16 protein-coding genes are annotated in these 19,827 nt (G+C 55.5%); 6 read left to right on the top strand and 10 right to left on the bottom strand.

What is annotated here, in order from left to right; all coding sequences use genetic code 11:
- Positions 1 to 35: 35 nt before the first annotated feature.
- From B5483_RS19570 to fsa, 4 genes are all read right to left on the bottom strand, one after another.
- Positions 36 to 1,174 (bottom strand): IS3 family transposase gene (locus B5483_RS19570; protein ID WP_139384077.1). Its coding sequence is split into 2 segments (ribosomal slippage): positions 36 to 907 and positions 907 to 1,174, totalling 1,140 coding nucleotides; the frame shifts between segments, so codons are not numbered across the junction.
- A gap of 305 nt (positions 1,175 to 1,479) precedes the next feature.
- Positions 1,480 to 3,051 (bottom strand): aldehyde dehydrogenase (NADP(+)), encoded by a 1,572-nt coding sequence (locus tag B5483_RS19565; RefSeq protein WP_079731681.1) that lies wholly within the window; start codon positions 3,049 to 3,051, stop codon positions 1,480 to 1,482.
- 51 nt (positions 3,052 to 3,102) lie between these two features.
- On the bottom strand, positions 3,103 to 4,221 hold the full coding sequence (locus B5483_RS19560) for a Gfo/Idh/MocA family protein (protein ID WP_079731639.1): 1,119 nt from the start codon (positions 4,219 to 4,221) through the stop codon (positions 3,103 to 3,105).
- 147 nt (positions 4,222 to 4,368) lie between these two features.
- Positions 4,369 to 5,019 carry a fructose-6-phosphate aldolase gene (fsa, locus tag B5483_RS19555; RefSeq protein WP_079731638.1) on the bottom strand — a complete coding sequence of 217 codons (651 nt, stop codon included), beginning with the start codon at positions 5,017 to 5,019 and terminating at the stop codon, positions 4,369 to 4,371.
- 615 nt (positions 5,020 to 5,634) lie between these two features.
- On the opposite strand from fsa, the gene B5483_RS19550 reads away from it, so the two are divergent.
- The 4 genes from B5483_RS19550 to B5483_RS19535 all read left to right on the top strand — a co-directional run bounded on the left by B5483_RS19550 (position 5,635) and on the right by B5483_RS19535 (position 9,249).
- Positions 5,635 to 6,561: a dihydrodipicolinate synthase family protein gene (locus B5483_RS19550; protein ID WP_079731637.1), complete on the top strand. Its 927-nt coding sequence runs from the start codon at positions 5,635 to 5,637 to the stop codon at positions 6,559 to 6,561.
- Between the two features lie 117 nt (positions 6,562 to 6,678).
- Complete coding sequence (locus B5483_RS19545; RefSeq protein ID WP_079731680.1) at positions 6,679 to 7,674, top strand: dihydroxyacetone kinase subunit DhaK; 996 nt, start codon at positions 6,679 to 6,681, stop codon at positions 7,672 to 7,674.
- A 2-nt stretch (positions 7,675 to 7,676) separates the two neighbouring features.
- Positions 7,677 to 8,288: a dihydroxyacetone kinase subunit L gene (locus tag B5483_RS19540; RefSeq protein ID WP_176168132.1), complete on the top strand. Its 612-nt coding sequence runs from the start codon at positions 7,677 to 7,679 to the stop codon at positions 8,286 to 8,288.
- Positions 8,289 to 8,466: 178 nt separating this feature from the next.
- On the top strand, positions 8,467 to 9,249 hold the full coding sequence (locus B5483_RS19535) for an IclR family transcriptional regulator (protein WP_079731635.1): 783 nt from the start codon (positions 8,467 to 8,469) through the stop codon (positions 9,247 to 9,249).
- Positions 9,250 to 9,347: 98 nt separating this feature from the next.
- Here B5483_RS19535 and B5483_RS19530 read toward each other — a convergent pair whose 3' ends face one another.
- The 4 genes from B5483_RS19530 to B5483_RS19515 form a co-directional block, all read right to left on the bottom strand.
- Positions 9,348 to 10,367 (bottom strand): amidohydrolase family protein, encoded by a 1,020-nt coding sequence (locus tag B5483_RS19530; protein ID WP_079731634.1) that lies wholly within the window; start codon positions 10,365 to 10,367, stop codon positions 9,348 to 9,350.
- 30 nt (positions 10,368 to 10,397) lie between these two features.
- Complete coding sequence (locus B5483_RS19525; RefSeq protein WP_139384076.1) at positions 10,398 to 11,156, bottom strand: substrate-binding domain-containing protein; 759 nt, start codon at positions 11,154 to 11,156, stop codon at positions 10,398 to 10,400.
- Between the two features lie 143 nt (positions 11,157 to 11,299).
- Entirely contained in the window at positions 11,300 to 12,301 is a 1,002-nt protein-coding gene (locus B5483_RS19520; RefSeq protein WP_079731632.1) for a PhnD/SsuA/transferrin family substrate-binding protein, read from the bottom strand.
- Between the two features lie 25 nt (positions 12,302 to 12,326).
- Positions 12,327 to 13,199, bottom strand: a complete 873-nt coding sequence (locus B5483_RS19515) for an amidohydrolase family protein (protein ID WP_079731631.1) — start codon at positions 13,197 to 13,199, stop codon at positions 12,327 to 12,329.
- A 699-nt stretch (positions 13,200 to 13,898) separates the two neighbouring features.
- Here B5483_RS19515 and B5483_RS19510 point away from each other — a divergent pair.
- A complete protein-coding gene (locus B5483_RS19510) occupies positions 13,899 to 14,756 on the top strand; it encodes an HpcH/HpaI aldolase family protein (protein WP_079731630.1) in 858 nt (285 codons plus the stop codon).
- Positions 14,757 to 14,804: 48 nt separating this feature from the next.
- On the opposite strand, the gene B5483_RS19505 is transcribed toward B5483_RS19510, so the two are convergent.
- Entirely contained in the window at positions 14,805 to 15,707 is a 903-nt protein-coding gene (locus tag B5483_RS19505; RefSeq protein ID WP_079731629.1) for an aldo/keto reductase, read from the bottom strand.
- Positions 15,708 to 15,789: 82 nt separating this feature from the next.
- Positions 15,790 to 16,734 (bottom strand): alpha/beta hydrolase, encoded by a 945-nt coding sequence (locus B5483_RS19500; RefSeq protein ID WP_217698228.1) that lies wholly within the window; start codon positions 16,732 to 16,734, stop codon positions 15,790 to 15,792.
- A 783-nt stretch (positions 16,735 to 17,517) separates the two neighbouring features.
- Here B5483_RS19500 and B5483_RS19495 point away from each other — a divergent pair.
- Positions 17,518 to 19,704 (top strand): TonB-dependent receptor, encoded by a 2,187-nt coding sequence (locus B5483_RS19495; RefSeq protein WP_079731628.1) that lies wholly within the window; start codon positions 17,518 to 17,520, stop codon positions 19,702 to 19,704.
- The last annotated feature ends 123 nt before the right edge of the window (positions 19,705 to 19,827 follow it).

Genomic DNA, 19,827 nt, shown 5'->3' with positions numbered 1-19,827 from the left:
CCGACCGGAGTGACGCCCCTTATCGGCGGCCAAGTTCATGCTGCCATCGCCATGGGCAGATTGTCAAAATATGCCTGGTCCGGAGTTCGGGCGCCAAGGCTCGAATGCGGCCTCCTGACGTTGTAAAAGTTCAAATAGCGGCCGATCGAGGCCCGGGCCTCGCTGACTGCGGTGTAGGCGTGGAGATAAACCTCCTCGTACTTCACCGAACGCCAAAGCCGCTCGACGACGACATTGTCGCGCCATGCGCCCCGGCCGTCCATGCTGATGGCGATCTCCTCGCGGTGCAACACGCTGGTGAAGGCGTGGCTGGTGAATTGGCTACCCTGGTCCGTATTGAAAATCTCCGGCTTGCCGTAGCGGGCCAGCGCTTCCTCCTGCGCCTCGACGCAGAAATCCGCCTCCATCGTAATTGACACCCGCCAGGCCAGGACCTTGCGGCTGAACCAATCAACGATGGCCACGAGATAGACGAACCCCTTGGCCATTGGCACATAACTGATGTCGGTTGCCCAGACCTGGTTGGGCCGGACGATCGGCAGTTTGCGCGGCAAATACGGGTAGATCTTGTGTCCTGGCGCCGGCTTCGAGGTGTTTGGATGGCGATAGATCGCCTCGATCGCCATCTTCTTCATCAGCGTGGCGACGTGCCCCCGGCCGATCTCGATGCCTTCCTGCCGGAGCAGATCGCGCAGCATTCGGCTGCCCGCGAACGGAAACTCCAGGTGCAATTCGTCCATGCGCCGCATGATGACCAGATCGGCCGTGCAAACCGGCTTGGGCAGGTAATAGACGCTGCCCCGGCTGATCCCCAATTCCCGCGCCTGTCGCACTACGGGCAGGGTATGCGAACGATCGATCATCGCTTTGCGCTCGGCAACAGACCGGCCTTTCCGAGCGCGCCGGCTAAAAAATCATTCGCCAGCGTCAATTCGCCGATCTTGGCATGCAACGTCTTCACATCGATCGCTGGTTCGGCCGATTCTGAAGCGCTCTCTGAACCGAATACTCCCGCTGCGCCTTCCAGCAACTGCGTGCGCCAGGTCGTGATCTGATTGGGATGCACGTCGAATTGCTGCGCCAGTTCGGCCAGCGTCTTCTCTCCTTTCACCGCGGCCAGTGCCACCTTCGCCTTGAATGCCGGGCTGTGATTCCGGCGTGGTCGTCTGCTCATCTCTACTCCTGTCAGGCCGCCTTCATGGCCGCCCCAAGGCAGAAAATCCACTTATCCCGCTGTTCAATTCTCCCAGGCCACCTCTGTGATGTCCTTTTGAGATTGGTCTTGAGGCGTTCAGCCCAGTCCTACTTTTGTCCTTCAGAATTTCGGGCAGGGGCAAATGCCTCCGGCAAGAACCGTCATCTCTCCAGTATCCAGCCAGTGGGCACATCATCGCCCCTTCTTCCCTGTCGATGGCCTGTCCCTTGAACATTTTATTGCCGTTGATGTGCACAACTATCTCGTGAAGATGGGAGACCTGGTCAGTCGCTAAATTTCCCGTTGATCTGTTGTTTGATGCCTAGCGGATTGGCCTGCTTGAGTGCGTCGGGCAGTAGCCCTTCGGGCATGTCCTGATAGCAAACAGGTCTCAAGAAACGGGCAATGGCGAGGCTACCCACCGAGGTGGTTCGTCCATCAGAGGTGGCTGGGAAAGGGCCGCCATGCACCATCGCCTCACAAACTTCGACGCCGGTGGGCCAGCCATTGGCTAGAACCCGACCAGCTTTTCGCGTGAGAAGGGGCAGCAGTGTGCCGGCCAGAATGTGATCAGACGTGTCCAACATAAGTGTGGCTGTTAGTTGGCCTTCGAGGTGTTCGACTAGCGATGGGATCTCGCTAAAATGACCGGCTTCTATGATTAGGGCACTGGCGCCAAATACTTCATGCGCCAGAGCGGGGTCTCGCACAAAATCGTCAGCTTTCGCAGAAAAGAGCGCACTCCGCCCTTGGTTGCAGCCTGCCCCATCGGGGCCGCGCGTCAGCAAGCGGACGGCAGAATTGGCGCTAAGTGCTGCAACGCCGGTCTCGTAGTTGGAGTAAATTGCAGGGCTCAACATTGTTGCGCAAGGATGCTCATCTAGCGCTTCGGCCGCAGCGGCTACGAAGCGGTCAAGATCGGGGCCTGCCTCCGCCAGGATCAAACCTGGGTTGGTGCAGAATTGTCCGGCGCCCATCGTAAGCGATGCGACGAAAGCACGTCCCAATTCTTCAGCGCGCGACTTTAGTGCGCCTGGAAAGAGGATCACTGGGTTAATGGCGGACATTTCGGCATAAATTGGAATGGGTACGGAGCGCTCATTGGCCAGCTTCATCAGTGCCATCCCGCCTGCACGGCTGCCAGTAAATCCCGCCGCTTGCACATGTGGATTGGTGACGAGCGCCTGCCCCAACGCCAGCGAAGGGCCGGGCAGATAGGAAAAAGTGCCATTGGGCATTTCGCAACGCTCCATGGCTCGCAGGATCGCGCGGGCGACCAACTCTCCGGTGCCCGGATGGGCGGGATGACCCTTGAATACCACAGGGCAACCTGCGGCCAGCGCCGAGGCGGTGTCGCCGCCGGCAACAGAAAAGGCCAGTGGGAAATTCGAGGCGCCGAACACCGCCACCGGACCCAGCGCGACATTCACCCTGCGCAAATCCGGGCGTGGAAGGGGCGCGCGATTTGGCAAGGCGGTGTTGATTGTGGCATCCAGCCAAGCGCCATCGCGCAGAAGCGCGCCGAAATGGCGCAGTTGAAGCACGGTACGCTTGCACTCACCTTCTAGTCTTGCGCAAGGTAAACCGGTTTCGATGGTTGCGCGGGCAATCAGCTCTTCACTTACGTTCACCAACTCGTCGGCGATCGCATCAAGAAAGTCGGCACGGACGTCCGGCGTTGTCGCACTAAAGGCCTCAGCCGACGCCTCAGCCAGCAAACAGGCCTGCTCCACATGCGTGGCATCGGCGGCGAAGAATATTTCGGGAAGCTCTTTGCCGGTCAACGGATTAATGGCCTGGAACTGTTCGGCAGATTTCTGTCGTGCTCTGCCGATGAAGATTTCACCACTGATCATTTTAATCACCTGCATTAAGGGTTATGGAGAGAGGAAAGGGGATCCCGAGAGTTACACGATGCGTTGCCACCCCTGGTGGCGAGCACTATTGTTCACGGCGCCTTCGATGAAACGCATTGCGCGAACCCCTGCCAAAATTCCTGGCAATTCCCGGTCGATCAGTCTGGTTTCACCTCTGATCGCTCGGGCGAAATCCATGTAAAGCGCAGTGAAGCCAGCGATCATCTCGTTGCCAAATCTGCGGGAAAGGGTCATCTCGGTCAACTTCTCGCCGCAGTGCCGCTGGATTATTTGCATCTCATGGCGGCAGACCAAACGCAGCTCGTCGGCTCGCTCGTTAGACCATGAAATAGCGCCTGCGTCCCCATAAACGGCTATAGCGATGGTGTTGCGATCGCCAAAGGCAACTTGTGATGTGGCGAGCACCCCCGAGGCACCATTGTCAAAGCGCAGCAACGCGTTGCAATCGTCATCGAGCTGCCGTCCATCCACGAGCGAACTAGTTGCAGCGCAAATTTCCGTCACTGTTTGACCGCTGACGAACTCGGCTAGATTAAAGGCGTGAATGCCAATGTCCGCACTGCATCCGCCGACACCGGACTGGTTGGGATCAGTGCGCCAGGCTGCGCCGGCATGACCGCTGCGTTCGACTGGGAAAGCCAGCCAGTCCTGGGCATAGGTGACGACTACTCGGCGCACTTTGCCAATCTGTCCAGCCGAGACGCGCGCGCGGGCTTCGCGTAACATAGCTTGTCCAGTATTGACGAACGCCAGCGCATATAAGCAATTGCTACCCTCCAACCGTTGTTGCAGCGCTAACGCCTGGGCCAGCGTGGCGGTCGGCGGCTTGTCAGAAAAGATATGCATGCCGGTGGCTAGCGCTTCGACTGCAATCGTGAAATGGCTTTGATTGGTGGTGGCGATAGTGACAAAATCGATCCGATCATCGCGTGGGTGTTCGGCCGCAAAAAACGCTTCGGGTGTGGAATAGCAACGGTCTGGATCCACTCCATAACGCGCGGCAGCTTGTAGGTTCTTGTCATTGTTGCGGCTGAATACCCCGGCGACAAGCTCGATCGAACCACTCAATTGCGCGCCAAGGGCATGCATGGGGCCTATCGAATCAAGGTTACCGCCACCGATCATTGCCATGCGGATTTTTCTAATCATGAGCCTCTTGCACCGTTCCGAATTCCTTTGAGTGATTTTTCACGTGCTGTGGCGTCTATGGCGGCATAACTTAGCGTCACCGCCAATGCCTTGCAGACCTGTATGCATGGCCACACCGCCGTCATGCACAGCCCGCGCACACGATGATCAGATTGCCTGTCCTGTTTTCGCCCAGTCCGCCAGGAAACCCTCGATCCCTTTGTCAGTAAGCACGTGATCGACAAGGCCCTTAATGACTGCGGGTGGCGCAGTCATTACATCGGCGCCAATGCGCGCGGCTTCGAGAACATGGATGCCGTGGCGAACGGAGGCGACGAGGATTTCGGTCTGAAAGCCGTAGTTGTCATAAATTAGGCGGATGTCGCGAATGAGGGCTAAGCCATCAAAACCATTGTCGTCGTGACGTCCCACGAAGGGCGAGATGAAGCTGGCGCCAGCCTTAGCCGCTAGTAAGGCCTGATTGGCTGAAAAGCACAGCGTGACATTCACTTGCGTGCCATCATCGGTCAGCACCTTGCAGGTTTTAAGGCCGTCAATGGTCAGGGGGACCTTGATGCAGACGTTGTCGGCGATTTTACGCAGAACTTCAGCTTCGCGTAGCATCCCTGTGTGATCAAGGGCAATGACTTCAGCAGAAACGGGACCGGACACGATTGCGCAAATCTCGCGCGCAACTTCGAGAAAATCGCGCCCCGATTTGGCGATGATGCTCGGATTCGTCGTCACTCCGTCAAGTAAACCCGTGGCGGCAAGCTCGCGAATGTCGTTGATATCGGCGGTGTCCGCAAAAAACTTCACATCAGCTCTCCTAGGGGCTGCGCGCGATTGTGAGCCTCGACCGTTGGTCGGAAGATTAAGCAATCCCGAGCACGCAAACCATACGTTATTTAATCCACATTGATCGTTATGCGGTCATTGTTACTGCAGAGCCTCAGTCTGATCAAGTCCTCCGGCAAATCCAAAACCAGCGGAATGTTTTTGCATATTACAAATAAAACTACTATTTATATTATTTATATTACAAACTATATATTGAGATATGTTATAGAATTACAGAACTGAATTAAGACTTAATATTTTTTAATAGATAATTATCATAAATAAAATCAAACATAATGACGGTTTGCTTGAAATAATTTTGCGATAGAATTTGATTCTATTTGCGCAGTAAATTCTACAAGTGGAAATATTTTAGAATTGAATAGATAACTTATACTTAGAACTGAGATAAATCTGGTGGTGAAAAATCCGGCTTGACGTGCACCGTGCTGGAATTATGATGTTCGTATTCCGGTCATGGCTGTTCGAGCATGACCCAATTGCGCGCACCTTGCCCTCCCTCGCCGGGAAGGAGCGCGTATCGGGTCCGAAAGCGTTTGCGCCTTCGGCATTGGCTGCCCGAGCCACCTAGAGATGGAGTTTGAAATGCCCAGGTTGCTTACCAAGGAAGATATCGTCGGTATTTTCCCACCAGTTGTCTCCCCCTTTGACGCCAACGAGGAACTGGATCTTGAATCGCTGCGCCGCGAGGTGGACTTCAACGTTTCGCTGGGCGTCACGGGCGTTTGCGTAGGCGGCTCGACAGGCGAAGGTCATGCGCTTGATGCGCAGGAGTTGGGCCAACTCGTGAAGACCGCCCAGGACGTTGCCAACGGTCGCGTTCCGGTTATGGCGGGCATCATCACCACCACTACCCGCGATGCTGTGCGCAAAGCTAAGGCCGCGCGCGATGCTGGCGCGCAGGCGCTGATGGTCACACCACCTATCTACCAAATATGCTCAGATGACGGGATCTACGATTTCTATTCGATGATTCATAAAGAATCGAGCCTGCCTACAATGGTCTATAACGTCTTGACCAATGCGCCTGCCACGGTTCCATTGATGCAGCGCATGGTCGCCAACCAACGCGAGACCGGTCTGATCGCCACCAAGGAATCGATCGGTGGTTCACTCGAAACCTTGACCGAGTTGCTCGCCACCATTGGTGACAAGATATCAGTCACTTGGGCGCATGACTGGCTGCTGTTCCCTGGCTTGGCCATTGGTGCGACCGGTTCCGTGTCAGGCGCTGCAGCACTCCTGCCGCGCCACTGTCTCGCCATGTGGGATGCGATCCAGTCAGGCAACCTTGCCAAGGCGCAAAAGCTGCACTTCGTGGTCACCGACGTGTGCAGTCAGATCAGCCGTTTCAATTGGCCCGCAGGCGTCAAGGCTTGCATTAACATGCAGGAAGGCCGCAACGTCGGACCGTGCCGCGCTCCCTTCAATCGCGTACCCGAAGAACAGCTTGAGCGCATTCGTGTCGCGCTCAAGCGTGCTGACGCTTTCGAGTTCTGACGTCAAAATCCAAAGTGGGCATAGCCGTTTCCCTAGACGGTTATGCCCGCCCACTTGCACCCATGATAATATCAATGGCCGGGCGAGCAAGCAGACGGTCAATCCAAGGAGATGGATGTGAAGAAGATCTCGAATGATCCCTTCGATTACGCCGAGGAAGCTCTCAAGGGGCTAGTCCGAGCTTACCCTCAATATTACCAACTGGTAGAGGGCACGACGCGAGTTATTAGTCGTCCTGGTGAGGCGAAGCCGGGCAAGGTCGGGATCGTTTCGGGCGGTGGTTCTGGCCATCTTCCAATTTTCACCGGTTACGTCGGTCCGGGTTTCCTCGATGCTGTTGCCAATGGCGACGTCTTCGCCTCGCCATCGGTCAGCCAGATTTCGACGGCGATCCGTACCGCCAGTGGTGACGCAGGAGTCCTGCTACTCTACGGTAACTATGGCGGCGATGTGATGAATTTCGACATGGCTAGCGACATGCTTGAGGATGAGGTGCAATGCGCGACGGTGGTGCTTGCTGACGACGTTGCCAGCGCACCGCTGTCCGAGCGGCATAAGCGTCGTGGAGTGGCCGGAATGGTCTTCACCTTCAAGATCGCGGGCGCCGCGGCCGAAGCGGGCCTCAACCTTGCAGAAGTGTCGCGTATAGCTCAAAAGGCGGCCGACGGCTGCCGCAGCATGGGGGTCGCGCTGTCACCTTGCATGCTGCCGCAGGTGGGCAAGCCCACCTTCGAGATTGCAGATGACGAAATGGAAGTTGGCATGGGCATCCATGGTGAACCAGGCGTCGCGCGAACCAAATTGGCGCCGGCTAACGACATCGCGGATGCTATGATCGAGCCTCTGCTTAAGGACATTGACCTACGACGCGGCAGCCGGGTAGCGCTTCTCGTCAACAGCCTCGGCGCCACTCCTGCCGAAGAGCTCTTTATCCTATACAACCGCATCGCCGATCGCCTTGTCGATACTGGGATCGAGATCGCGTTCCCATTGGTCGGCCGCTATGCGACATCAATGGAGATGGCCGGCGTCTCGACCACACTGTTGGCGCTCGACGACGAGTTGGAATCCTTTTTGACCGCGCCAGCCGCCTGTGCGTTCTGGAAAGTATGACCATGACTGGTCTGACGACGCAATCCCTGCGCTACGGAATTAGCGCGGTTCTCACCGTACTTGAACGCCGTCATGACGAGCTTACCGTACTGGACGGCAAACTCGGTGACGGTGATCTCGGCATCACGCTGCTCAAGGCATTCCGGGCGCTTGAGGGCATAAAGGACACTCTGCCCCTGGATCTTGGCGCGGCTTTCATGGCTTGCGCAACGCGTGTGTCGGAAGTGTCCAGTTCGAGCTTCGGCAACTTGCTCGTAATGAGCCTTACAGTAGCGAGCAAACGCTACAAGGGCAGCCAGGAAGCGCACTGGTCTGACATGGCTGGTTTAGTGCAGCAGGCCATGGATACGATGTCACAGCGCGGCAAAGCCAATCTAGGCGACAAGACCGTGCTCGATGCGTTGGCGGGTATAGTGGAGGTGGCAGAAGGTCTCAGTGACCCGGACGCCATTCTCGAGCAGGCAATGCAAGCAGTTTCGAGCGTACTGGACGAATTCCGCGACAGGCCTAGCCGCATCGGCCGGGCCCGCATATTCGCCGAACGTTCGATCGGCCTGGACGATCCGGGGATGGTTGCCGCACAGATAATGCTCGCTGGGCTGGCGCAAGTATAGGATATCGTGAATTTTCAAGTGGGGCTGTACGGACGGATCGTTATTACGACCGGAGTTGCTCGTTTTTGCGCTTAGCGATATGTGAAACATGAGGTGAGCGAGAAACTTTCTCGGTCACCTCAGAATGCAAAGTTACTGACAAGGGAAATTGCGGTTTGCACCGTCAAAGTGGGTATAAATGAGCCAGGACAACCTAAAGAGTTTGGTCAAAGCAGCTGCTGTGCTCGATTGTTTTTCGACCGTGGAACAGCAGCTTTCGGTGGCAGAGATCGCCAAGCGGATCGGCATTCCTCGTGGTACGGCAAACCGGATCATTAGAACTCTCAAGGAACTCGGTTACCTTGAGCAGGAGCGCCAGCGCGATCAATTCCGGCTGGGCATGAAACTGTTTGGGCTAGGCAACACGGTCTTGGCCAACATGGAACTGCAACACGAAGCCAGGAGTACGGTGGAAGCTTTGACTCGTGTTAGCGGCGAAACTGTGCATTTGGCCGTGTTCGATGGTGTCCATTCGACAGTCATCAATAGGACAGATGCCGACGGCTCCTCGTTCAACACCCGTTATGTGCTTGAAGCGTCGCCTGCCCATGCGACTTCTACTGGCAAGGCAGCTCTGGCATTTCAATCGCCAGCCGAAATTGAGCGCTTCATCTCGCTTGGGCTTCGACGCTTTACAGAGCAAACGATCGTCGATCCGGACCATTTAAGGCAAGAGCTCCAGGCAATACGCGAACGTGGGTACGCGTTCGACGACGGGGAATTGACCGATGGAGTGAAATGCATCGGAGCACCAATTCACAATTCTTCTGGTCGTGTGTTTGCTGCAATCAGCATCAGTGGAATCAGTGATGAATTCACCACGAAGAAAATTGACCTGTTCTCTTCGCTTGTCGTGAACCATGCCGATCTCATCTCTTCACGGCTGGGCTATGATCCCGAGATTGAGAATGTCAACAAGTAGGACTGCCTTGACCAAGATCTGACGCATCCGGGATCTTGCAAAGTCTTCGCATGTCCCCTTGGTAACGTCCGTTTGGAAGGTTTTCACCGTCGCTGAGCTTATGTCAGCGCGTCGAGATGGGCATTCAATCGCGGGTAGATGGCTCTGACGTTGTCTTCGAATATCAGCTGCGCATCTTTGGGATCGAGCATGTCGAGTTCGTCGAAATAGTACTTGGTGTCGTCATAATAATGCCCCGTGTCGGGGTTTACGCCGCGCACTGCTCCCAACATCTCCGAGGCGAAGAGGATGTTCTTTGATGGAATAGTCTTGAGCAGCATCTCCAATCCGTTGCTGTGATAAACGCAAGTGTCGAAAAAGACGTTGCTCAAAAGCTCATCGATATCACGACCCATGTCTTGCGCGATCCCGCGATAGCGCCCCCAATGATAGGGTATAGCGCCGCCCCCATGCGGAATGACGAACCGCAGAGTTGGAAATCTATCGAACAGGTCCGAGGTAAGCATTTGCATGAAGGCCGTCGTATCACCGTGTAGGTAATGTGCCCCAGTCGTATGTACACAATGTAAGCATGAACCACTGACGTGAATCATGGCCGGCACGTCAAGTCGTACCATCTCCTCGTATAGCGGATACCACCAGGGGTCGGTGATAGGCGGATCGCGCCAGAACCCGCCGGATGGATCCGGATTTAGATTGCAACCGACAAACCCGAGATCCTCGACACATCGCCGCAATTCCTCGATGCATCCGGCAGGCGAAGCGCCTGGCGATTGGGGAAGTTGGCATACAGGGGCGAGGTGCTGCGGATAGAGGCGGCAGGCGCGGTGGACCAAATCGTTCGCCACTTGCGACCATACGCGAGACACCGCTTCGTCGCCTACACTATGCCCCATATGGCTCGCAATCGGCGAAAAAAGGATCATGTCGCTTCCGCGCTCGTGCAAGAATTTCAGTTGCCAAGGCTCAATGGCAAGGCGGATTTCGTCGTCTGAAATCTGTAAGGCGCTTGGCCTCGGAGCCTGCATTCCATCGTTGAATGCAGTGATCTGCTGTTCTCGCCACTGGCCAAGAGCGGCGGGTGCGGTTGTAAAATGCCCATGGCAGTCAATAATCAATTGAAGTTCCTCGCTATGGGGAATTTGTATTCAAGAAGCGTCACGCAATATCTTGCGCGCATCCTGAAAAAGGGCGTCGGCATCGAAATTTGTTCTGACGATGTGTTGATCTCGGCACAACTTGCAGAAGAGGTCTATCACAGATGCGTTTGCCCCGATGCCAAATCGTATGAATTCCGACTTTCCGTCAGGTTGTGCCATTGCTTTGGCTTGCGACAGCATGCGATAGACTTCCTCGACGACATCAGGACGATTTTTGACAAGGTCGGAGCGAAGTACAAACATGTGGTTGATAGGCACCCCATGGTGCCGTTCGCTCCATTTGCAAGCTGCTTCATTTGGTAAGGGGATGAGCGGGCGCAACTCACCGCCCTTTGGTAATGCCTCCACGCCGACGATAAGTGCGCTGACCTCGCCCGACAGGAGCATTTGTCCGAGATTAGTATCCGTAGGAACCCGCTCGACATTGGCCGGCTCTGCGCATCCGGCCACGTGGGGTCCGGATGCGCATACCCAGGTAACTCGGTCGAGATCGACCCCAAAATCCTCACAAAGAAAGCCGCGCACCCAAACACCGGTGGTCTGGGAATAGGATCGTACGGCGACACGGCGCCCTTCTATGTCGCGCGGGATGATCTCCCCGAATTCCGCGTTGTATGTAATACTACGATGATGGTTTGCACCACCCATGACCGCAGGCAGTAGGCTCAACGGCACATCCTGTTCTTTGGCCTGCAGAAACGTTGCCAGTGCGAGTTCACCGCCGTCGAAGGTATCACCTTCTACCATGGCTTTGAAGCCCTCGTGAGCAGATTTGGGACCGCACATCTCTAGTCGGACGATATCTGAGGTGACGCGTCCGTCAGTAAGCGGGCGTGTAATTGGGGAATCGGCGAGGTTCAGCCGTAAGGTGATAGGGGTAGTTGGCACAATCAGGCTCCGTGAGCGAAAGGAGCATTGGAAACAGGGAGAAAAAGTTCGTCTAGAGGCAACTGGAGGGCGATCAATTTCTGGGCGAGGGCCATGCGCTGCAGAGCCTCCAGAGTTGCCCGGTTCGCGGGGATCCCGTTAGGGAGTAGGTCGCTGCCGACAATGCTGGCTAGCCTGTCGAAATGTAAGTCTACAGCGCTCATGCCTGCACCGGACGTCCTCTCGGCCAACCAGATCCGCTTAGCTTCTTCGAAGGCTTCTACAAGGGCATCGGCTAGCCATGGGTACGCCTGTGTCAGGCTGGATTTGATCACGAGTACGCCGTGGATCGGATAGATGCCTGTGCGCTGCCACCAGTCAGCCGCAAGCGTGTCTGCCTTGTCGAGTAATGGCGCATAATGTGACGCATTAGAAGAGGAGGGGACATTCCACCCTGCTTTCGGTGCGCCGGAGCGACCGATCCCCGCGTCTCCGCCGAATCCAGCATCGAGCGACCCGGCGGCCATCATTGCGGCAATGGAGTTGCCCGCTTCAACGTGCTCCACATTCGCGGGGAGCCGTAGTTCGGAGACGTGTTCTTCATCATCCACCACCCAGGTTACTTTGGACGCGTCGAGTCCATACTCTTCCATAAGGATTCCGCGACCCCAGACACCGGTCGTCACGCTGTAGGCGCGCACGCCGACTTTTCGTCCATGCAAGTCTCTGGGGTCGCAAATTCCGGCATCTTCCCTTACGACGACGGCGCCGTGGTGAAAGCCCCTTTGTAGGAATACTGGTACGGCGCTGAGTGGATACCCAAAAGATTTCGCCACGAGGTACGTGGTTGCGGCAAGTTCGCAGATGTCGAACGATTGTTCGCGTACCATCTGACGGTAGGCGGCGACGTGCGGATGCACGTCCATAAATAAGAGTTCAGCGCCCGCAACTTCCACGCGGCCGTCACGCAGTGCGCGGACACCGGGGGTGTCGCTGAGAGCGATCGTGAGTTTGAGCTTTTCCATTCTCTTGCACCATATGGAGGGCGGATCAGCGTGGGAGTTCGGCCCCTAAGCATGGATAGAGGCTTAGAGCGGTCTTTTCGAACAACCAGGAGCGGTCCGCCTCGGAGAGTTCAGCCACCGAACTGGTGCACATTTCCACCAGGTCGGGCAGGCTTTCTTCCTCAGCTGGGAAGTTTGAACCCCAAGCCACGCGTTTGGGCCCGTAGACCTCGAATATTTTGCTCATGAAGTCTGCCGGTGTCGAGCGTCCCACTTTGGCGAGGCGGAAGTTTTTCGAACACGCCTTGAGATAGAGGTTCGGAAATTCCGACATTTCCCAAAGTGCGTGTGCTTTTTCATAGGGGTAACCGTCCTCGATCGGCGGTAGCGACAGATGATCGAGTAGGATGCGAAGCGACGGAAAACGGCGCAGGATATTACTCAATTGCGGACGGCCGACATCGTCCAGCACTTCGTTTGTTGCGACCGGCAACCCCAGCTCCTGACACTTCGCCCAGGCAGGATAGGTCTTGGGATCATCTATCGCCAACCATTGCTGGTCCATCGTCGTACCGCGGGTGAACACACGCATCCCGGCAAAGCCCATGGCATGCATCTGCTCGATCTTTTCAGCAGCGTCCGGTGCCCAGATGTCGATAGTAAATACGCCGGTGAAGCGTTCGGGGTATTGTGCGATCGCGTCAGCTACATAGTCGTTGTTATAACCGTACGTCGTGCTCGACTGAACGATTGCGGCTTTCACGACATTGGCCGCGTCCATGTTGGAGATCAGCGTATCAAGATCTGCCGGATGATCGGCTGACCAGGTGGAGCGCTTTCCACCCAGCGGACTGATAGGGTAGCGATCGAGGTCGGAGGAGATAATGTGTGGATGGATGTCAATGATGCGAAACGACATGGAACCTCACGCTGGGAAGTTGACGGGTGCAGCTGACGATAGGTCAGGGGTTGCGTCGGGGCGACTGAACCTTGAATTTGCGCGCAATCGCGTCGACTGAGATCAGCGTCTCGAGCACCCGTTTCCTCTCCGATCTGCCCTTCCCGTGCGTTATATGTGCATGTCGCCACAATGTCCACTATGCGGCCAATCTTTTTTCAAGTTGAACAAACCTTATTCGGCGGATTGAGGTTTGGTTGCCGGAGGCGGGGCATTGCGGCCTTGCCCGTCCAGGGAAGCGCGAGTGACCGATGTTAATCGATAAATATGACACATTATAATATTGTTATTAATAGGTTTATATTTATGAATTGGTCTGAGTAGGCCATAACAGTGTCATGGAGAAGGACAGCTGTAGCGGCCGGGTTGATAAGCGTAAAATGCAAGATTATGGTTGATCCTTCGCAACCACTTATCTCGGTGGCAAGGGAGTTGACGGGTGAAAATATGGCCGTAATGTGGTCAATCAGTACAAAGTCCACTCTTGGTGACCTGTTAGGCTCGCCGGTCAAGGTTATAATGGGCCAGGACGCTGCTTCAAAGGTGCAAGGCAATCTGCCTTGCCCACCATCAGGCTGGAGGCGGGAAGGGTTCGTGGCTCGGTTCGCGTGAACGACCTGGCAGGTAAGGCCTACAAAGTATTTAAGGAGCACAATCGGCATGTCCCAACCACGTTTGAATGGCTTTATCCGCGCATGGGAGGAAGGACGTACGGCCATAAGTTGCTTTGCCAAGGTAGACATTCTCGTCGCCGAGCAGTTGTCCGGTTCGCCCTATGATGGAGTCGTGTTCGAAATGGAACACAATCCATACGACGCAGCGGGACTCGGCAATGCGCTGCAATACATGCTAGATCGCCGCGCAATCGCAATGACAGGTTCTATTGCACCGAGTGTGACACCAATCGCGCGTATTCCGGCAAATGGGGCTGAAATGAACCAGTTTCTCGCGAAACAGGTGCTCGATCGTGGGGTCTACGGGATCATCGCACCACATATCGCGACTGTGGAGCAAGCTTACAACACTGTCGCCGCGTGCCGCTATCCACGCCCTGGAAATGCCCCGCTCTACGAGCCGAAGGGGGTGCGTGGAGACGGTCCGGCATCAGCAGCGCGCTACTGGGGGTTGACCCAAGCCGAATATTACCAAAGGGCCGATGTATGGCCACTTGCACCACATGGCGAACTTGTCGTGGGCCTAATGGTTGAAAGCCTCGAGGCAATCGAGAACCTTGCGGATATACTCGCCAATGTGCCGGGAATAGGCTTTTGTCTTGTCGGGCAGGGCGACCTGAGTCAGGCGCTTGGCTATCCACGGCAGTATGAGCATCCCGAGGTTGCCGGACAGATCAACCGGATCGTCGAAATCTGTCGCACATACAGCGTGATCGTGGGCAACCCGCATGTCGATGAACGCAATGTTGAGCGTCTTCGCGCCCAAGGATATCGTCTTCTGATGACGGCTCCGACCCAATCGTATGGTATCGCCGGGAGCGGGGGCGTGATCGCGGGATATTGATCGCCGCCGCACCGTAAGGCCCCCGCTGCCGTGCCTTAGCTTGCCTGCTTAGGGAAGCCGCGTACCTAAGGACGCCTGTAGGACTTGATACCACTCTTGACGCGTCCAATAGATTTTCAGAGCATCGTTTGAACGCTTCAGTCGGTCTGCGTCCTGTGATCCAATGATGGGCACAATTCGGGCGGGATGCGCCAAGATCCATGACAGTGCAACTGCAGCCAGATCGGTGCCTCGCGCTTCAGCATTGGCGCGCAAGGCGTCGACTACCCGCGAGCTGGTCGACAGCAGGTTGCCGCCGCCCAGAGGAGACCATGCGAGGACGGCCGCCCCGCGGTGCATCGCATCTTCCAGGGATCCGTCGAACAACGGGTTGATGCACATGGGCGAGAACTCGATCTGGTTGCTGACGATTGGAACCGAAAGAAAGGACTGCAGCGCCGCAAATTGTGCGGGGCTGTGGTTCGACACACCGATGCAGCGCACTTTACCGGAAGTGACCATTAGATCGAGCGCGCGTGCAACCTCCTGGGGATGCGTCAGTAGGTCTCTACGGTGGATCTGGTAGAGATCGATGCAATCGGTGCGCAGGCGCCTCAACGACCCATCCACGGCCTGTGCCAGATAGTCTCCGCTAGAGATATAGGGCACGCCCGGGAACAAGCCACCCTTGGTGGCGATGATGATGTGTTGTCGCAGTGTTGGCTCAGACTCGAGGATTTGACCCAACACCATCTCCGCTGTACCGAAACCGGTCTTCGTGCGGCTGCCGTAAATATCGGCCGTATCGAATAGCGTAAGACCGCATTCAACGGCGGTCTGGGCGGCTTTCATGACCTGTTCGAAGGGGGTTTCGGCACATCGCCACATGCCCCAAGCCATTGGCGATACCTTGATTCCGCTTTCGCCCAAGATTACCGGGTGCTGAGAATGGGTGAGCGGTGCAGCAATCATAGAGTCTCTCCAGGGCAGTTCGTGGATAATACTGCAAGCAAAGATCCGCAGCGTCTTTCGTGGGGCTGCTCAATGCAGCCTTCTAGCTGTCGCGGCCGCTTAGCCCATTCGTTTCGAGGAACGTGGCAATGAGGGAAGCAACCTCAGCATTGTTGATGTCCGAGAACGGGAAGTGGGTGTTTCCGGTGATCCCGTGTTTGGGAAGGTGGACAAGCGTTACGTGCCCCCCCGCTCGATTGACCACATCGCGCCATTTTTTCGCAAGCTGCAGCCAGATCCGCCAGCGGTCTTGATAAGGATTATCGGCGCGCTCGTCGGGAATGTTGTCGCCGTAGATCACAAGGATCGGGATTCGTGTTAGTGCTCGAAACTCCTCTGGAGTCACCGCTGTTGATTCAAAGCGCGCATTTCCCACTGTTATCGGTTCGGGCGCGTCGCCAACCGGAAAGACGAAGTTGAGCGCCGGTTCAATTGCGATGATACCTCTGACACCCGGATTCTTCATCGCAGTCAGCCAGCCCAATCCGCCGCTGTGCGAATGGGTCATCAAGATGCCGGCCTCGAGGCGATCGAACAGCGCGCTGGTTGCGCCAACCGCCAGGTCAAGATCGAAAGGTCCAGTGTTGGGCAGCATTAGGCGGAAAAACTGTTCGAGCGCTTCGGGATTCTTAGAAAACTGCACATTATCGAAAAAGCCGGGCCAATGCCCGAGGCGAAAGGTTTCGAACCAGCGTTGTTCATCATGCAGCACTTCGATGACGGTGCCAATGCTGGTCCGACCGGCATGTCCCCTACGTGGTTGGTCAAGCAGATAGACTCCGTATCCTCGGCGCAGGAACAAAGACTGAAAACCCTCACGGCCGTCGGGTGTACTTTGCCAGCACCGCGAGGATTGCCAATTGCCGTGCCAGAAGACGATAGGCAGGCGTCGCGGCAGGACAGGAAGCTGGTAGAATACGCTGGCGTGATCGGCATGGAGGGTCTGTCCGTCGGACTTGCCGCTTAGGGAGTCGTAGCTCCCTGACATGGTACTCACACTCCCTGCGACCGCAAAGCTGCCCTGGCAAGAGATAGTCAAAGGGGCGGACGTTTCTGGCGTCCCTGTGGAGGCGAAAAGCTTGCCTGGTATAGTACACGACACTGCCGTAGTCAGGCCGAATACCTCTCGTCGAGAAATTCCTGCGGCGCCCTTTGACTCGCAGCGCCCTTGTCGGTCACCGCTGTCCCTATCCATCACTTTGCCTCCGAGCTCTCAAATTCAATATTCATGCTATTTCATGCACAAAAAGTTTCGGAATCGAAGTTGGGGTTCGGTCGTTTTTGCGCGACCTGCAGCGGATTGCACATTGGGCATACTTATTGTCACGCGGCAGTTTTGCGACATTCAATTCCAATTTCTTTGTTCCGAACTGTTCATTATCCGAACATTATGCTTAGCGTCCGAGGATGAGCACGTCTGTCGATGACTGAAAATTTAGAATGCCTGACTAATGATATTATAACCATCTGATATATCACTATAAAATGTTAAATGTGAACTGGATAAGAGGGCCAGAATTCGTATAAATTACTGTGCAAAGTGTGTCAAAAATGCGAACCGCGCATAGTGAATCTGGGGTCATCGTTGAAGAAAGCCAGTAACACGATTGACTGATGTCCGCAATGCGGTCATACATGCAGACCTCCGGGCGATGCTCTTTTCGAGTCCCGTTACGGTACCGGTTGAATAAAGGCGACGTGAGACACCGCGCGCTTTTATCAACCGATCGACAACTTGGCGGGGAAAACACCCGTAACATGGAGGGGATGCATGAAGCTCCGCGCACTATATTTTACAACTACAGCTGTTGCTTTGGCGGTACCATCGATGGCTCAAGCTGCTGCTGAGCAGCCTCCGTCGTCCAATGAGATCCAGGAAATCATCGTGACCGCAGAAAAGCGGGAAGCGAACGTTCAGAAGACCGCGATAGCCATCGACGTGCTCAGCGCGGATACGCTCGGCAAGCGCAACGTAAGTGACATCAGCGCGCTTCAATCGATTAATCCCGGACTTCAGATGGCAACGTCCACCACCGCGACCATTATTACAGTTCGCGGTGTTTCGGGCCGTGACACCACAGAAATTGGTGATCCGGCTGTTGCTGTCAACATCGACGGTATATTTCTACAGCGCCCGACCGGTATGAATGCTGCCTTTTTTGATGTCGATCGCATTGAAGTTCTTCGCGGCCCGCAAGGCACACTGTACGGTCGCAATGCGACCGGCGGTGTCATCAATGTCGTCACGAATAAGCCGACGTCGGATTTCAATGGCAACGCCGCAGTTACCGTCGGCAACTATCAAACGATCAACACCGAAGGTGCTGTCAATTTCCCCGTCAGCGATACGCTGGCCCTTCGCGCCTCTTTCATGACTCGGTCGCACAAGGGCTACCGAAACAATTCGATTCCTTCTACGGGTGACGTTGCTACCACCATCCCCGGGGTTGGCGATCCGTCAAACCGCGCGAGTTTGCGCGGTGACGATGAAAACACTAAGGCATTTCGTTTTCAGGCCCTTTACAAGCCAAATGATCAGTTGAGCTGGTTGGTCTCAGGTACACTAGTCCACCAAGGCGGGGTCGGTCCTGTGGCATTTGGTCAGTCGACGACAATCGCAAACCCGCCGACAAGTTGGTCTCAGGCAAAAGCATTTCCCTTAAATACGGTCGGCGATCTTAATGTAACGCGCCGCAATGTTTCGACTCAAATTGATTACGATTTCGGACCGATCAAGGCGACCTATCTGTTTGGTTATGTCTATCTTGATGCGACCCATCTTAATGACAATGACGGGACCGCCAATAATAGCACTTCCAGAGGATTTTATGCATTCAGGCGAGGCGAGACCTCGGAAGATTTGAGCCACGAATTCAGACTCGCTTCTACTGGGTCGGGACCCCTCAGTTGGCAGATCGGCGGCTTCCTTTATACTCAGGATGTCAACGTCCACAGTCTCAATTATCAACTTCCCTATGTTCTTCGCAACTTCGAATTCGATGTGCATGTGAACTCGAAGGCCGTGTTCGGTCAGGTAAATTATGAACTGACTGACAAGTTGAAGGTAAGCGGTGGTCTGAGATGGTCGAAAGATGAGAAGTCGCGGACCGGAGGTGCCTGGACTGGTCCGTCACTCACGGCAACCTATACCTCGCAGCCGACGCTCACCTTTAGTCCCGGCGATGGTATTTCGAACGACTCTTCTGTAACTTATCACGCGGGCATCGATTATCAGATTGCGCCGCGCAGTCTGATCTACGCAAAGATCGACAAGGGTTACAAGTCGGGCGGCTTCACTTCGATCAATCAATATGGACCAGAATCCGTTGTCGCTTATGAAATCGGGTCCAAGAATCGCTTCCTAAACAACTCTATGCAGTTGAACTTGACGGCGTTTCACTATGATTACACGGATCAGCAAGTCAGCACGCTGACCGCAGCTGGGACGGAAGTCTTGAATGCTGGCTCCTCTCGGGTCAACGGCATTGAAGCTCAGCTTGATTGGAATGCGACGGCGAATGACAAGCTCGACCTCTCAGTCAACTGGCTCGATGCCAAGTACAAGGACTTTGCGGTCCGGGTCGGCAGTGCGAATGTCCAGCAGTCAGGGAATCGTCTTATCCAAGCCCCTGTCTGGGCTCTGGCAGGCGGTTATGAGCATAAGTTCGAGATGGCGAATGGTGGTACGGTCACGCCTCGTGTCGATGCTGTCTACCGCACGGAATCTTACTTTACGTTCTTCAATGCCTCGACCGATCGGCAACGTCCATATGGGACGCTTGACGTGAGCTTGACCTATGACTCTCCCGACGGGAACTGGAGCGTGCAGCTCTATGGCCGTAACGTAACCAACACTGTCTATCTTGCTGGCGTCAGCACGGGCTCGTTTATTGGAACGAACACCTACATTTTTGCCGCTCCTGCCACATTTGGTGCGCGAGCCCAGGTGAAGTTCTAATAGTATACAACTCTCTCGGAGTCGGCGGGTGCATTTGGACCCGCCGGCTTTGCAACATCGCCGCGGGGGAAGTAATGGACCTGCATCACCGCGAGCAGAACGATCGGTGAAGTGCTGTGCAGA

Origin of the sequence: Novosphingobium mathurense (genome assembly GCF_900168325.1) — a bacterium.
Taxonomy (GTDB): domain Bacteria; phylum Pseudomonadota; class Alphaproteobacteria; order Sphingomonadales; family Sphingomonadaceae; genus Novosphingobium; species Novosphingobium mathurense.
Note: the sequence above shows the minus strand (reverse complement) of the source record. Positions and strands in the feature narration are given on the sequence as shown.

Bases quoted from the DNA above. Each gene is read 5' to 3' on its own strand.
- B5483_RS19495 (WP_079731628.1), top strand. From the start codon at position 17,518: ATGAAGCTCCGCGCACTATATTTTACAACTACAGCTGTTGCTTTGGCG.
- B5483_RS19525 (WP_139384076.1), bottom strand. From the start codon at position 11,156: ATGGTAGAAGGTGATACCTTCGACGGCGGTGAACTCGCACTGGCAACG.
- B5483_RS19540 (WP_176168132.1), top strand. From the start codon at position 7,677: ATGACTGGTCTGACGACGCAATCCCTGCGCTACGGAATTAGCGCGGTT.
- B5483_RS19505 (WP_079731629.1), bottom strand. From the start codon at position 15,707: ATGATTGCTGCACCGCTCACCCATTCTCAGCACCCGGTAATCTTGGGC.
- B5483_RS19520 (WP_079731632.1), bottom strand. From the start codon at position 12,301: ATGGAAAAGCTCAAACTCACGATCGCTCTCAGCGACACCCCCGGTGTC.
- B5483_RS19535 (WP_079731635.1), top strand. From the start codon at position 8,467: ATGAGCCAGGACAACCTAAAGAGTTTGGTCAAAGCAGCTGCTGTGCTC.
- B5483_RS19500 (WP_217698228.1), bottom strand. From the start codon at position 16,734: ATGTCAGGGAGCTACGACTCCCTAAGCGGCAAGTCCGACGGACAGACC.
- B5483_RS19550 (WP_079731637.1), top strand. From the start codon at position 5,635: ATGGAGTTTGAAATGCCCAGGTTGCTTACCAAGGAAGATATCGTCGGT.
- B5483_RS19515 (WP_079731631.1), bottom strand. From the start codon at position 13,199: ATGTCGTTTCGCATCATTGACATCCATCCACACATTATCTCCTCCGAC.
- B5483_RS19560 (WP_079731639.1), bottom strand. From the start codon at position 4,221: ATGATTAGAAAAATCCGCATGGCAATGATCGGTGGCGGTAACCTTGAT.
- B5483_RS19565 (WP_079731681.1), bottom strand. From the start codon at position 3,051: ATGATCAGTGGTGAAATCTTCATCGGCAGAGCACGACAGAAATCTGCC.
- B5483_RS19510 (WP_079731630.1), top strand. From the start codon at position 13,899: ATGTCCCAACCACGTTTGAATGGCTTTATCCGCGCATGGGAGGAAGGA.